We start from the raw sequence: 13,376 nt of genomic DNA on the forward strand, positions 1-13,376 counted from the left end.
GGACGGCGCCCGGCGGCGGTTCAGAGCACGGCGGCGGTTCAGAGCCCGGCGAGCCGGTCCACCAGGAGCTGCACCCGGCGCCCGGTGTCCTCCGGGGGGAGGCGCCGGGCCCTGGTCAGGGTGGCCTGTCCGTGCAGGGCGGCCCAGAACACCTCGGTGAACAGGCCCGGGTCCACGCCCTCCCCGGCGACGTCGGCGAGGGTCTCCAGCAGGGCGGCGAAGCCGTCCTTCAACGGTTCGGGAGTGTCCTCCTCGGCGAAGGCCAGGCCGCCGTCGAGCTGGAACAGGGCGTCGTAGACCGCCGGGTTGCGGGCGGCGAAGTCGAGGTAGGTGCGGGCCAGGGCGGTGACCCGGGCGCGCGGTCCGTCCGCGGCGCGGGTCGCGGCCCGCAGCGCCGCGGCCATCTCGGTGACGCCCTCCAGGGCGACGGCACCGATGATCTCCCGTTTGCCGCGGAAGTGGCTGTAGAGGACGGGCTGGCTGTACTCGATGCGCTCGGCGAGCCGGCGGGTGGTGACCGCCTCCCAGCCTTGCTGCTCGGCGAGTTCACGGGCTGTCGCCACGATGAGGCGTTCACGTTCCGCCCGGTCGCGCTGCTTTCGTTCCTGTACCGACATGACTCGATCCTAGCACCGCTAGACATTCAAGCGGCAGTAGGTCTAGCATCGACACGTCAGCTAGCAGCGCTAGAAACCAGGGGGAATCATGCTCGACGCACTCAAGGTCCTCACCACCGTGGAACTCGGCGTGATGGTGGGGGTGGAGTTCGCCGTCGCCGTCGTCCTCAACCGGATCCTCAAGGCGCTCCCCGAGGACGCCGGCCAGCTCGGCCGCGCCCACGGCGGGCGGATGCTCGGTGCCGTGATGCCGTTCTGGTACATCGGCTCGCTCGTCCTGGTCGCGGTCTGGGCCGTCGCCGACCGGCACCACCACGGCACCTGGCTCCTCGTCACCGCCGGCGCGCTGCTGATCGTCAGCGTGCTGATGTCGGTCCTGCTGCTCGTCCCGATCAACAACCGGAGCAAGACCTGGACCCCGGAGAACCGTCCCGCGGACTGGCAGGAGCAGTCGGACCGCTGGGACCGCTACCACTACGCCCGGGTCGCCGTGATCGTCGCCGCCTTCGCCCTGCTGGTCACCGCCCTCGTCTGAGCCCGCCGGTCCGACTCCCGCACGCCCGACCCCGGCACGCCCGACCCCGGCACGCCCGACTCCGGCACGCCCGACTTCCGCAAGGAGACCCCGATGTCCCTCAAGACCGTGAACACCGCCCTGACCACCGCGGGCATCCTCTTCGTCCTCTGGTTCGGGCTGACCTTCGTGCTGGCCCCCGGGACCATCGCGCCGACCTTCGGCCTGCCGAGCTGGCCCGCCGGCGACGGCGGCGGCTTCCTGGTCCTCAAGGGCGTCCGCGACGTCGCGAACGCCCTGATCCTGGGTGTGCTGCTGCTGACCGGTCAGCGCCGCGCCCTGGCCTGGGTCCTGCTGGCCGGGTCCGTCATCCCGTTCGGCGACATGGCCACCGTGCTCGCCCACCACGGCTCCGCCGGCGCCGCGTTGGGCGTCCACGGCCTGACGGGGGTGGCGATGGTCGTCACCGGCCTGCTGACCCTCCGGGAGACGCGCCGGCTGTCCGGTGCCCCGACGTCCGCCCCGTCGTCTGCCCCGACGTCCGCCCCGGTCCCCGTTCCGGCCCGCGCCGCGGGCTGAGCGTGGGAGCGCGCGGAGCCCCCGCCCGGGGAAGGTCCCGGGCGGGGGCTCGGTGGTGCGGGTGCGTGGGGGCGCTCAGCCCGCGGGGGTGAGCAGGGGGTCGGTGCGGGTGAGGGTGACGCCCATGCGGTGGAAGGCGTCGACGGCGGCGGTGTGGCCCTGGGGGGAGAGGGCGGCGACGGCGTCCTCGACGACGGTGGTGGGGTAGCCGAGGTTGACGGCGGTGCGGACGGTCTCGCCGACGCCGTACTCGGTGGCGATGCCCGCGATGACCAGGTCGGTGGCGCCGAGGCGGTTGAGCCGGTCGGCGAGGTCGGTGCCGGCGAAGGCGTCGATGCCGTACTTGGTGACCACCTCGTTGCCGGGGCGGGCGGCGACCTCGGGGGCGAAGCGGTTGAAGGCGGAGTCGGGGCCGCCGTCGCTGCCGTCCATCCGGGCGTAGCGGACCAGGACGACGGGCCGGCCGGCGGCCTCGAAGGCGGTCTTGAGCCGGGCGGCGGAGCGGACCACCTCGGGGCCGCTGAGCGGGGCGACCGGGCGGCTGACGATCCACTGCTGGAGGTCGACCAGCACCAGGACGGTGCCGGGGGTGAGGGCGGCGGGGGAGTTGGGCATCGGGGTTCCTCGGTGGTCGGTCGTGACGGGTGGCGGCCGGTCGCTCACTCGGCGGCGACGAGCAGGGCGGTCCAGGTGAAGCCGGCACCGGCGCTCAGCAGGATGGCGATCCGGCCGGGTTCGAGCAAGCCGCGGGTGTGCAGGTGGGCCAGGCCGGCGGCGGCGTCGCCCGCGCCCAGGTGGCCGGTGCGGGTGCCCAGGTCGAGCACCTCGACGCCGGTGAGTCCGAGGCGCTCGACGGCCGGGAGGTAGGCGGTCTCCAGGACGGTGCGGCCGAGCCGGGGGAGCAGCAGGTGGCCGAGCCGGGGGTCGTCCGGGGCGAGGCCGGCGTCGGCGAGGGCGCCGCGGACGGCCCGGGCCACGCCCTCGCCCGCGGTGGCGGCGAAGTGCGGGCCGAGGCCGTCGCCGAGGAAGGCCTTCTTGGTGCGCCGGATGTCGAGGGTCTCGCCGTTGGCGCGGGGCGCGGGGGAGAAGGCGTCGTGGCCGCGGTGCATGGACTCCAGGTCGGGGGCGGCGGCGGTGTGCGCGGCGAGCAGCCGGTACGGGCCGCGCTCGCGGTCCAGCACGAGCGCGGTCGCGCCGTCCCCGTAGGCGACCCCGTAGTCGCCCTGCCAGCGGTCGAAGCCGGGGGCGGCGAAGCGGTCGCCGGTGGTGACCAGGGCCCGTTCCAGGGCCGGGTCGGCGGCCAGCCGGACGGCCGCCAGCTCGACCGCGGTGGCCCCGCCGTTGCACATCTGCTGGACGCCGAGCGGCACCGCCCGTACGGCGCCCGCGTGTTGGGCGACGTAGTGGGCGGGGGACCAGAAGTCGTGCCCCTGGTGGTAGATCCAGGCGTGGACGACCAGGCCGATGGACTCGGCCGGGCAGCCGGCCTCGCCGATCGCCTTGGCGGCGGCGAGGACGGCCATCTCGGGGCCCGAGGGGCCGTCGCTGACGGGCAGTTCGAGGTAGCCGTCCTTGGCGGCGTTCTCGGCGGTGACCCGCCCCCCGGCGACCGCCGCTGCCGCGGTGTCCGTGGTCGGGGGGAGCCAGTCGACCACGGCGGCGATCCGGGGCGGTGGGTCGAAGCGCATCGGGGCGGTCCTCAGGGGTAGGGGTCGGCGGGCGGGGCCAACGGGCGGGGCCAACGGGCGGGGCCAACGGGCGGGGCCAACGGGCGGGGCCAACGGGCGGGGCCAACGGGTGGGGTCAGCGGGCGGGGTGGTGCAGGGCCTCGTCCAGCAGGGCGGTGACCCGGTGCGCCTCGTGCAGCGGGAGCCGGGCGTGGACGTGCTGGTCGGGGCGGACCAGCACCACGGAGCCGCGACCGGAGCCGCGACCGGACCCGCGGCCGGACGACCCGCGAGCGGGGTCGGGCTCGGCCGGTGCGCCGTCGTGCAGGGTGCCGGTGGCGTCCAGCACCCGGACGTCCAGCAGCCCGGGGTGGCGCTTCTCGGCCTGCTCCAGGGCGCGGGCGACCCGCGGCGGCAGGGCGGTTCCGGGCAGTTCGACCAGCAGGGTGTGCTGGAGGTCGGAGACGGCCTCGCGCAGCGACAGCCGGCGGCCGAGCCGGCGGTCCCAGACCTGCCGGTCGGGGGTGAGCGCCCCGGGCACGAAGCGGTGGCCCCAGAGCTTCCAGCTGCGCAGCCTGGTCTCCCGGCCCTCGCCGTAGACGGTGCGCAGGCCGGCCAGCCAGGGGATGTAGTCGAGGTCGAACAGGCCGAACCGGGAGGCGGTCGCGGCGGCCCGGTCGCGGGCGGTGACCTGGGCGGGCTTGCGCAGCAGCCAGGCGCGGGTCTGCAGGTCGGCCTGGCGGACGACGGCGCGGGCGACCTGGGTGCGCTCGGTGTGGTAGCTGTCGAGCAGCGGCGTGCCGGCCTCGCCGCGCCAGACCAGGGCGAGCTTCCAGGCGAGGTTCTGGGCGTCGGTGACACCGGTGTTGAGGCCCTGGCCGCCGGCCGGGCTGTGGATGTGGGCGGCGTCGCCGACCAGGAACACCCGGCCCTCGCGGTAGCGCTCGGCGTGCCGGGCGTGCACCGCGAAGGTGCTGGTCCAGGCGGAGTCGCGGAGGGTGAGGCCGCCCGGGCCGCGCTCGTCCACGACCTGCTGCATCAGCTCCAGGGTGGCGTCCTCGGGGGCGAGGCCGGGCGGGAGCGAGGTGAAGACCCGGGAGCGGCCGCCGGGCAGTCCGATGATCACCAGCACGCCGCGCGAGGAGCAGAAGTAGTGGGCGGCGTCGTGCTTGAGCGGGCCGTCCACGTAGGCGTCGACCAGCATGAAGGTGTTGGGGTAGGTGAGGCCCTCGAAGCTGAGGCCGAGCAGCTCCCGGACGGTGCTGCCGGCCCCGTCGCAGCCGAGGACGTACGCGTACTCGGCGCGCCGCTCGGTGCCGTCGGCGCCGCGCAGCACGGCGACCACGTGGTCGGGGTGCTGCTCCAGCCCGGTGAGCGCGGTGCCGCGTTCGACCTCGCCGCCGAGCCGGGTGACGGCGGCGCCGAGCAGGTCCTCGATCTCGGGCTGGGGGAGGATCACCGGCTGGGCGCGACCGGTCAGGTCGAGCGTGGCGATCGGGCGGCCCTCGGAGTAGTAGTGGAAGGCGTCGACCGGCAGGCTGCGGGCGGCGGTGCCGGCCGGGTCGGCGAGCCGGCGCAGCACCTCCAGGGTGCGCGGCCACACCAGCAGGGCCTTGGTGAGCGGGGAGGGGGCCGGGGCGCGGTCGACCAGGTGGATGTCGACGCCGCGGCGCAGCAGTTCGGCCGCGGAGGTGAGTCCGACCGGGCCGGCGCCGACGATCAGGACGGGCCGTCTGCCGGTGGGGCGGGGGGCGGTGGGGTCGGCGCTGCTGGTCACGTCTCTTCTCTCGTACGGGTGTCGGGCGGGTGCCGGGCCGGTTGCGGTGCGGGCCCCGTCGTCGTCAGGGGAGGTCGTTCGGGGGCGGGCGGTGCGCCTGGACTACGCGGCGGCGTGCCAGCGCAGCAGGCTGCTGCCGATCGACATGCCGCCGCCGAAGCCGGAGAGCAGCACCAGTTCGCCGTCGCGCAGGGCGCCGGCGCGGTTGGCGGCGTCGAGGGTGATCGGGACGGAGGCGGCGCCGGTGTTGCCGTACTCGGCGACGGTGAGGTGGGTGCGGGCGCGCTCCAGGCCGAGCGAGGGCAGGATCTCGGCCAGCATCTGGCCGTTGGCCTGGTGCGGCACGAAGTGGTCGACCTCGGTGCCGGTGCGGTCGGCCCGGCGGAGCAGCTCCTTGACCGTGAGCGGCAGCCGGTCGGTGACGAACTCGCGGACCTCGCGGCCGTTCATGGCGAACCAGTGGTCGCCCTCGGCCAGGCTCTCGGGCGAGGCCGGTCTACGGCTGCCGCCGGCCGGGACCCGGATGGTGCGGTGGTGCCGGCCGAAGGTCTCCAGCAGGGAGGTCTCGATGCCGTAGCCGGCCGGGACGGGGCCGAGCACGACGGCGCCGGCGCCGTCGCCGAACAGGATCGCGGTGCGGCGGTCGGTGGGGTCGATGATCCGGGAGTAGACGTCGGCGCCGATCACCAGCGCGTGGCCGCCGTCGGCGATCAGGCGGTGGGCGGTGTGCAGGGCGAAGGCGAAGCCGCTGCAGACCGAGTTCAGGTCGAAGGCGGCGGCCTGCTCGGCGCCGATCAGGTCCTGCACGATGGCGGCCGTGGCGGGCTGCGGGTGGTCGGGCGTGGAGGTGGCCACGACGATGTGGTCGAGCTGGCCGGGGCGGATCCCGGCGTCGGCGAGGGCGGCCCGGGCGGCGTGCGCGGCGAGGTCGGAGGTGGCCTCGCCCTCGGCGGCGTAGCGCCGCTCGCTGATGCCGGTCTTGCGGTGGATCCACTCGGCGGTGACGCCGGCCCGGGAGCCGACCAGGGTGTTGTCGACGGCGTTCGCGGGCAGGTGCGACCCGGTGCCGAGGATGCCGATGGACGACGCGTGCTGCTGCGCTGTCTGCATGATCGATACAGTATCAGAGGCCTGACTTAGGTCAATGCCTTGTCCAGTATCGCAATGTTAATGAATGGGTGGACCATAGGCTGTGTCCGAAGCATGAGGCTCCCTGGGCACGGGGCGTCCGGCCCCGGATATGGGAAAGGCCGCCCCCTCGACGCCCCGGGTGGTGATCGGGCGTCCAGGGGGCGGCCTTCCGCCCCGGACTGCGGTGCTGCCGCGGTGCGGCTCAGTCGGTCTTGCGCAGAGCCGCCGCCGAGCGTTCCAGCAGCTCGCGCAGCTGGGCCTGCTCGGTGTCGTCGAAGGCGTCGGTGAGCCGCTTCTCGACCCCGCGGGCCAAGGTGTCGGCCTTCTTCGCCAGTGTGCGGCCGGAGCGGGTGAGCTTGGCCACGAGCACCTTCTGGTGCACGCTCGACGTCTCACGGGTGATGAGGCCCTTGTTCTCCAGATTGGTCAGGATCGTGGTCATGGTCTGCGGCGTGACCATGCACTCCCGGGCCAGCTGCGCCCCGGACATTCCGGAGGACTGCTGGAGCACGAGCAGGGTCACGTACTGCGGAACCGTCAGGTCGACGGTGCGCAGCGCGCGGGTCTTCTCGCCGATCAGCGCCTGCTCGGCCCGCTTGATGGCATGGCCCAGGCGGTCGTGGAAATCGAGCGGAGCTGAGTTCGGCTGGTTGGAGCTGTTTTCGGTCACAGTGATCGCATCCCTGGCTGCCCCCCACGGCGGATTATTCGGACTTTAAGGTACATCAGTGGGCTGATCAGTCGCTACGTACGAACTGATTCGGGCCAACCGGGTCGGCTTCCGGTGCGGACACCGCTGCCACGGCGCGCCGCAACAGTGAGCGGAAAACCACCACCTCCTCCGCCAGGAACGAGCTGACCAGCCGTTGTTCGGCCGTGTGCTCGGCCGCCTCGCCCCGGACCGTCAGGGCCCGGCCCTCCTCGGTCAGCCGCGCGGTGAAGACGTGCGAGTGGACCGAGGAGACCTGCCGGCGGACCAGCCCGCGCCCCTCCAGGGAGGCGAGCCGGGTGGCCATGGTCTGCGGCGTGACCAGGCAGTGCCGGGCCAGCTGCGCCCCGGACGCGTCCGGGTGCTCGGCCAGTACCCGGAGGGTCAGGTACTGCGGCACGGTCAGGCCGACCGTGCGCAGCGCCCGGCCGCGCGCGGCCATCATGGTCTGCTCGCACTGCTTGAGGAGGTGTCCCAGCCTTCGGGAGGGGACGTCCTGGTCGGGGGGAGCCACGGGGCCTCCTCGGTGGTCGGAACCTGAACTGCTACTCAGAACCTTAATACTTCGTAGAGCCCTGATTTACAACTCGGAAAACGAACTCGTCTGCGGGGCAAGTCAGTAGCGGGTTCCGACCGGGGCCGGGAGGGAGTCCAACGCGGCCAGATCGTCGGCGCTCAGCAGGACCTCGGCGGCCGCGGCGTTCTGCTCGATGTGGAGCCGGCGGGTGCTGCCGGGGATCGGCACGACGTGCTCGCCCTGGGCCAGCGTCCAGGCCAGGGCGACCTGGGCGGGGGTGGCGCCGTGGCGGGTGGCGACCTCCTGGATGCCGTCCGAGATCCGCTGGTTCTGCGCCCGCGCCTCCTCCTGGAAGCGCGGCAGCCGGGCTCGGAAGTCGTCCTGGTCAGGCGCGTTCTCGCCGTCGAAGCGGCCGGCCAGGAAGCCCCGGCCGAGCGGGGAGAACGGGACGAAGGCGGCGCCGTTGGCCTTGCACCAGGGCAGCACCTCGGCCAGCGGGTCCCGGCTCCACACGGACAGTTCGGACTGCACGGCGCCGACCGGGGCGATCGCGTGCGCCGCGTCCAGCTGGCCGGCGGAGACCTCGCACAGGCCCAACTGCACGATCTTGCCCGCCTGCTGGAGCTCGGCCAGGGCGCCCCAGCTCTCCACCAGCGGGACCCTCGGGTCGACCCGGTGCAGGTAGTAGACGTCGATCCGGTCGGTGCCCAGCCGGCGCAGCGAGCCCTCCACCGCGGCGCGCAGGTGCTCCGGCCGGCCGTCGGCGGACACCTGCACCGAGCCGAGGTGGGACTCCGGGCCGGCCTTGAGGCCGCCCTTGGTGGCGAGCACGACCTGCTCGCGCAGCCCGCCGCGGAGTGCCTCGCCGAGCAACTCCTCGTTGGTGAAGGGGCCGTAGAGGTCCGCGGTGTCGAGCAGGGTGATGCCGAGGTCGATGGCGTGCCGGATGGCGCCGATCGACTCCTCGGTGCTCTGCAGCTGGGAGGTGTACACCCAGTTCATCCCCATGCAGCCGAGGCCGATCGGGCCGACGGCGGGTCCCTCGGCGCCCAGGGTGCGCTGCTGTGCCATGGAAGGTCTCTCCTCGTGGTTGGTGCGGTTCGGGGGTGGGGGCGTGCGGGCGGGGGTGGTGAAGCGGGCTGGGGAAGAGTGCGGGTGACGAAGCGTCAGTACCGCGAGCCGACCGGGGCCGGCGCGGAGTCCAGCTCGGTCAGGTCGGCGTCGGACAGCCGCAGGTCGGCCGCGCCGGCGTTCTCGGTGAGGTGGCCGATCCGCTTGGTGCCGGGGATCGGGACGACCTGCTCGCCCTGGGCGAGGGTCCAGGCCAGGGCGACCTGCCCCGGGGTGGCGCCGTGCCGCTCGGCGACCCGCCGCAGGGTCTCGACGATGGCGAGGTTGGCGGCGAAGGCCTCCCGGGCGAAGCGCGGGTTGGCGGTGCGGTAGTCGTCCGGCGCGAAGGCGTCCGGGCTGGTGTAGCCGCCGGTGAGGAAGCCTCGGCCGAGCGGGGAGTACGGGACGAAGGCGGCGCCGTTGGCCGAGCACCAGGGCAGCACGTCGGCGAGCACCTCCCGGCTCCACAGCGACAGTTCGGTCTGGACGGCGGCGACCGGGTGGACGGCCTGCGCGGCCGCCAGCTCCTCGACGCCGACCTCGGAGAGGCCGATGCCGCGGACCAGGCCGGCCTCGACCAGTTCGGCCATCGCGCCCCAGGACTCGACCAGCGGGACGTCCGGGTCCACCCGGTGCAGGTAGTACAGGTCGACGTGGTCGGTGCCGAGGCGCTTGAGCGAGGCGCGGATCGAGGCGTGGATGTGCTCGGGGCGGCCGTTGCGGTACATCGGCCGGTCCGGCTCCTGGACCAGCCCGACCTTGGTGGCCAGGACGGCCCGCTCCCGGCGGCCGGCCAGTGCCCGGCCGAGCAACTCCTCGTTGCTGTGCGGGCCGTAGACGTCCGCGGTGTCGATCAGGTTCATGCCCTGGTCGAGGGCGTGGTGGACGACCTCGACCGAGGCGGCCTCGTCGTAGCCGCCGGTGGTGTAGAAGTCGGTCATCCCCATGCAGCCGAGGCCGATGGCTCCGACGTCGAGGCCGGTGGGGCCGAGGTGGCGGCTGTGCATGATCTCTTCCTTCGCGGTGGTCTGGGGGCGCAGCGGGCGGCAGCGGGTGCGGGAGGTGCGGGAGGTGCGGGAGGTGCGGAGGCGGAGCGGTCCGGGCGGGGCGGCGGGTTCACCGCGCCCCTCCCGGACCGGTCGCTCGGGTCTGGCCGTCAGGCCGGTCGAGGCGGGCGTCAGCGCCCGGCGCCGACCGGCTCCGCGGCCTGCTCGGCCTCCGGGGCGGTCACCGCGGAGGCGGCGGCCTTGCGGTCACGGAGCATCACGGCGATCAGCGGGGCGCTGAGCGCGGCCACGCCGGCCAGGATCCACAGCACGGTGCGCAGCGCGTCGGTGTAGCCGTCGGCGAGGAAGGTGTGGAAGGCCTGGCGGCCGGCCTCGGCGACACCGGACTCCGGGTCGGCCAGGTTGCCCTGGGCGACCTTGGCGGCGAGGCCGTCCGGGTTGCCGGTGAAGCCGCTGCCGTAGGAGTCGAGGTTCTTGGAGACGTTGGAGCTGACCAGGCTGACCAGGACGGAGCCCATGCCGGCGATGGCGATCGCCTCGCTGGCCAGGCGCATGGTGTTGAACATGCCCGCGGCCATGCCGGCCCGCTCCGGCGGGACGGAGCCGATCGCGGCGCCGTCCAGCAGGCCGAAGGAGATGCCGACGCCGGTGCCGATGATCAGGAACGGGCCGATCAGGCCGGCCACGCCGATGCCCGGGTGGATGGTGGTGAGCCAGGCGGCGCCGCCGGCGACCAGCAGCAGGCTGACGGCCAGCAGGGTGCGGACCGAGATCTTCTGGGCGAGGCGACCGGCGATGATCGGGAAGACCAGCACGGGGGCGGTGAGCAGCAGCATCACGGCGCCGGCCTCGGAGCTGCTGAACCGGTTGGCGCCCATGAAGTAGGAGGGCAGGAAGACCAGCAGGCAGACGAAGCCGAAGGCGAGCGCGACGGGGACGAAGCAGATCGCGACGAAGCGGCCCTGGGTGAACAGGGTCATGTCGAACATCGGGCGCTCCTGGCGCAGTTCGACGATCACGAAGAGCGCGAGCAGCAGCACGAAGCCGGCCAGCAGGCCGAGCACGACGGGGCTGGTCCAGCCCTGCTGGGGGCCCTCGACCATGGCGAGGGTGACCAGCGCGAGGCTGGTGGTGAAGGTGACGGTGCCGCCCCAGTCGACGCCGCGGGCGTCCGGGTCACGGGATTCGGTGATGCGCGGGAGGGCCAGCAGCAGCGCCAGGTCGATCGCCGCGTGCAGCAGGAAGACCGAGCGCCAGCCGAAGGAGGAGACCAGCAGGCCGGAGGTGGAGGGGCCGAGGGCGAGTCCGACGCCGAAGGACGATCCGAGGACGCCGAAGGCCTTGGCCTGGGCGGGTCCGGAGAAGGTGGTGGCGAGCACCGCGCTGCCGGCGGTGAGCACCGCGGCGGCGGCCGCGCCGGCCAGCAGGCGGGCGCCGTCCAGCAGGTAGATGTTGCTGCTCAGGCCGCTGACCAGGGAGCAGAGGCCGAAGAGCGTGATGCCGATGCCCAGCATTCTGCGGCGGCCGACCAGGTCGGCGATGGCGCCGCAGGCGAGCATGAAGCTGGCGAAGGTCAGGTTGTAGCCGTTGACCACCCACTGGAGCGGTCCGAGGCCCGCGCCGAGGTCGGTGGCGATCTTCGGCAGGGCCACCGAGGCGCCGGTGAGCGAGGCGGGGAGCAGCCCGCCGGCGATGCACACCGCGGCGAGCGTGGTGCGTGGGTAGCTCTTCATGGGTCGAGGACTCCGATGTCGAAGGTGTCGATGAGTTCGATTAGCAGCAAGAACCCTGGTCGGTATCAGGGTTCTTACTCATGGCAGAGGACGCTATAGGTTCGCCGTGGCGGCCGTCAAGGCGGTCGGTTGACCTCGCATCGGGATTCTTGGGGAAGTCTTGATATGAGACAGGGTCGTAAGCTGTCTACGAATGCTGATACTGTCCTGGGCAGCTGGCCTCCCGTCAGGAAGGCGGGAGAGGGCTGCAATTCAGCCTTTTGCCTGTTCAGAGACGCGCGCCACGCGCACTTCATGTGATGGGGGCATTGACATGACGCATCGGACCGAGGTTCTGTACCTGGTCGGCGACCGCTTCGGCGCTCTGGCCACGAACGACGGGGTGGCCACCGCGGGTGGGTTCGTCAAGGAGCTGCGGGCGGGGCGCTACAGTGACCCCGAGCTCCGCCTGACGCTGATCAACGGTCAGGGCATGAGCTCTTACGAGTGGGACTGGGTGGCCCGCGAGATCACCCGCTACGGTGCGGCCGAGCGCATCTCGGTGCCCGAGCTGCAGCCGAGCCTGGCCTACCGGGACGAGGCGCACAAGCACCGCGAGCAGAACGTCCTGATCGCCGGCCTGCGCCAGATCGACGCGCTGCGCTACCAGGCGGACCTGAGACTGGACAACGACAACGAACTGCTCCTGGACCACACCACCGGCCAGCACATCCAGGGCATGATCATCATCGAGGCGGCGCGGCAGATGTTCCTGGCCGTCACCGAGCGGTTCTACGCCTCGGCCTGGCCGGAGCGGCAGTACTACTACGTGATCAAGAGCTTCGACACGGACTTCGAGAACTTCCTGTTCCCGCTGGACGCCACCGTCGACTACGAGATCCTCAGCGCGAGCATCGACAACCCCGAGCGGCTGTCCTTCGGCGTCGAGATCGCCGTCCACCAGGGCGGTGCCCGCGCCTCGCTGTCCCGGGTCGAGTTCACCGCCTTCGAGAGCGACGTCATCTCGCAGAAGGAGGGCAAGCGCGCGGCCCGCACCGTCGAGCAGGTCCGCCTCGCCCGCACCGAGCAGGAGCGGGAGGGCGAGCTGGTCGTCGCCGGCTCGCGCTGACCCACCCCACCCGGCCCGACCGGCCGCGGACGCATCCCGGACGGACCCCGGACGCCATGACGAACCCCAGGAGCACCCAGTGACCCGCCCGACCGGCCCCGCGGCCTTCTTCGACGTCGACGAGACCTTGATCAACGTCAAGAGCATGTTCGACTTCCTGGCCTTCCGGTACCGGGTCGAGGGCCGCCCGGAGTCCGACTACGCGCGGGACCACGGCGCCCTCCGCCGGCTGGCGGACGGCGGCGTGCCGCGCGAGGAGGTCAACCGGGCGTACTACCGGCTGTTCACCGGCGTGCGGGAGGCCGACCTCGCCGAGCAGGGCGAGCAGTGGTACCGGCAGCGGACCGGGGAGGGGGAGCTCTTCCACGCCCCCGCCCTGGCCGCCTTCCGCCGGCACACCGAGCAGGGCCACCACACCGTCCTGGTCTCCGGGTCCTTCCCCGGCTGCCTGGACCCGATCGCCCGGTACGTCGACGCCGGCACCGTCCTGTGCAGCCGCCCGCTGGTGGCCGACGGGATCCTCACCGGTGAACTGGAGCGGCCGATGATCGGCGCGGCCAAGGCCGTCGCCGCCCGCGAGCTGCTCGACCGGGGCGGCTTCGACCCGCGGGAGTGCCACGCCTACGGCGACCACTCCTCCGACCTCGACCTGCTCCGACTCGTCGGCCACCCCACGGTGGTGGGCGACGACCCGGTGCTGACCGAGCACGCCGACCGCGGGGGCTGGAGCCGGCTGCCCGGCCTCGGCCACGGCGCGGCGCAGCACTGACCGACCGACCGTCCCACCCCCCTGGGGGGGGGGCGGGGGGGGCCCCCCCCCCCCGGGGGGCCCCCCCCCCCCCCCCCGCGCCGGGGGGGGGGGGGGACCGGCCCCCCGCGCGCCGGGAGCCGGGGGGCGGCGGGGCGG

General features: G+C 73.4%; 14 protein-coding genes. 4 read left to right on the forward strand and 10 right to left on the reverse strand.

What is annotated here, in order from left to right:
- Nucleotides 1–38 precede the first annotated feature (38 nt).
- Nucleotides 39–617: a TetR/AcrR family transcriptional regulator gene (locus tag ACFV8H_RS05075; RefSeq protein ID WP_380396576.1), complete on the reverse strand. Its 579-nt coding sequence runs from the start codon at nt 615–617 to the stop codon at nt 39–41.
- An 88-nt stretch (nt 618–705) separates the two neighbouring features.
- On the opposite strand from ACFV8H_RS05075, the gene ACFV8H_RS05080 reads away from it, so the two are divergent.
- Nucleotides 706–1,152: an anthrone oxygenase family protein gene (locus ACFV8H_RS05080; RefSeq protein ID WP_380396577.1), complete on the forward strand. Its 447-nt coding sequence runs from the start codon at nt 706–708 to the stop codon at nt 1,150–1,152.
- Between the two features lie 93 nt (nt 1,153–1,245).
- Nucleotides 1,246–1,710 carry a DUF4267 domain-containing protein gene (locus ACFV8H_RS05085; RefSeq protein ID WP_380396578.1) on the forward strand — a complete coding sequence of 155 codons (465 nt, stop codon included), beginning with the start codon at nt 1,246–1,248 and terminating at the stop codon, nt 1,708–1,710.
- Between the two features lie 75 nt (nt 1,711–1,785).
- On the opposite strand, the gene ACFV8H_RS05090 is transcribed toward ACFV8H_RS05085, so the two are convergent.
- The 9 genes from ACFV8H_RS05090 to ACFV8H_RS05130 all read right to left on the reverse strand — a co-directional run bounded on the left by ACFV8H_RS05090 (nt 1,786) and on the right by ACFV8H_RS05130 (nt 11,361).
- Complete coding sequence (locus ACFV8H_RS05090) at nt 1,786–2,325, reverse strand: cysteine hydrolase family protein (RefSeq protein WP_380396579.1); 540 nt, start codon at nt 2,323–2,325, stop codon at nt 1,786–1,788.
- A 44-nt stretch (nt 2,326–2,369) separates the two neighbouring features.
- Nucleotides 2,370–3,398: a 3-oxoacyl-[acyl-carrier-protein] synthase III C-terminal domain-containing protein gene (locus tag ACFV8H_RS05095; RefSeq protein WP_380396580.1), complete on the reverse strand. Its 1,029-nt coding sequence runs from the start codon at nt 3,396–3,398 to the stop codon at nt 2,370–2,372.
- Nucleotides 3,399–3,513: 115 nt separating this feature from the next.
- The gene (locus ACFV8H_RS05100) at nt 3,514–5,154 is read right to left on the reverse strand and encodes an FAD-dependent monooxygenase (RefSeq protein ID WP_380396581.1); all 1,641 of its coding nucleotides are present in this window, start codon (nt 5,152–5,154) and stop codon (nt 3,514–3,516) included.
- Nucleotides 5,155–5,256: 102 nt separating this feature from the next.
- On the reverse strand, nt 5,257–6,264 hold the full coding sequence (locus ACFV8H_RS05105; RefSeq protein ID WP_375887277.1) for a 3-oxoacyl-ACP synthase III family protein: 1,008 nt from the start codon (nt 6,262–6,264) through the stop codon (nt 5,257–5,259).
- A gap of 223 nt (nt 6,265–6,487) precedes the next feature.
- Entirely contained in the window at nt 6,488–6,955 is a 468-nt protein-coding gene (locus ACFV8H_RS05110; RefSeq protein ID WP_375887278.1) for a MarR family winged helix-turn-helix transcriptional regulator, read from the reverse strand.
- 67 nt (nt 6,956–7,022) lie between these two features.
- Nucleotides 7,023–7,508, reverse strand: a complete 486-nt coding sequence (locus ACFV8H_RS05115; protein ID WP_380396582.1) for a MarR family winged helix-turn-helix transcriptional regulator — start codon at nt 7,506–7,508, stop codon at nt 7,023–7,025.
- A 102-nt stretch (nt 7,509–7,610) separates the two neighbouring features.
- On the reverse strand, nt 7,611–8,582 hold the full coding sequence (locus ACFV8H_RS05120) for an aldo/keto reductase (RefSeq protein ID WP_380396583.1): 972 nt from the start codon (nt 8,580–8,582) through the stop codon (nt 7,611–7,613).
- Between the two features lie 95 nt (nt 8,583–8,677).
- Nucleotides 8,678–9,628 carry an aldo/keto reductase gene (locus ACFV8H_RS05125; protein ID WP_380396584.1) on the reverse strand — a complete coding sequence of 317 codons (951 nt, stop codon included), beginning with the start codon at nt 9,626–9,628 and terminating at the stop codon, nt 8,678–8,680.
- 170 nt (nt 9,629–9,798) lie between these two features.
- On the reverse strand, nt 9,799–11,361 hold the full coding sequence (locus ACFV8H_RS05130; RefSeq protein ID WP_380396585.1) for an MFS transporter: 1,563 nt from the start codon (nt 11,359–11,361) through the stop codon (nt 9,799–9,801).
- Nucleotides 11,362–11,674: 313 nt separating this feature from the next.
- Here ACFV8H_RS05130 and ACFV8H_RS05135 point away from each other — a divergent pair, with 313 nt between their 5' ends.
- Both ACFV8H_RS05135 and ACFV8H_RS05140 read left to right on the forward strand, forming a co-directional pair.
- Nucleotides 11,675–12,469 (forward strand): AfsA-related hotdog domain-containing protein, encoded by a 795-nt coding sequence (locus ACFV8H_RS05135; protein WP_375887290.1) that lies wholly within the window; start codon nt 11,675–11,677, stop codon nt 12,467–12,469.
- Between the two features lie 79 nt (nt 12,470–12,548).
- Nucleotides 12,549–13,238, forward strand: a complete 690-nt coding sequence (locus ACFV8H_RS05140) for an HAD family hydrolase (RefSeq protein WP_380396586.1) — start codon at nt 12,549–12,551, stop codon at nt 13,236–13,238.
- Nucleotides 13,239–13,376: the final 138 nt, after the last annotated feature.

This window comes from Kitasatospora sp. NPDC059827 (assembly GCF_042731675.1).
Lineage (GTDB): Bacteria > Actinomycetota > Actinomycetes > Streptomycetales > Streptomycetaceae > Kitasatospora.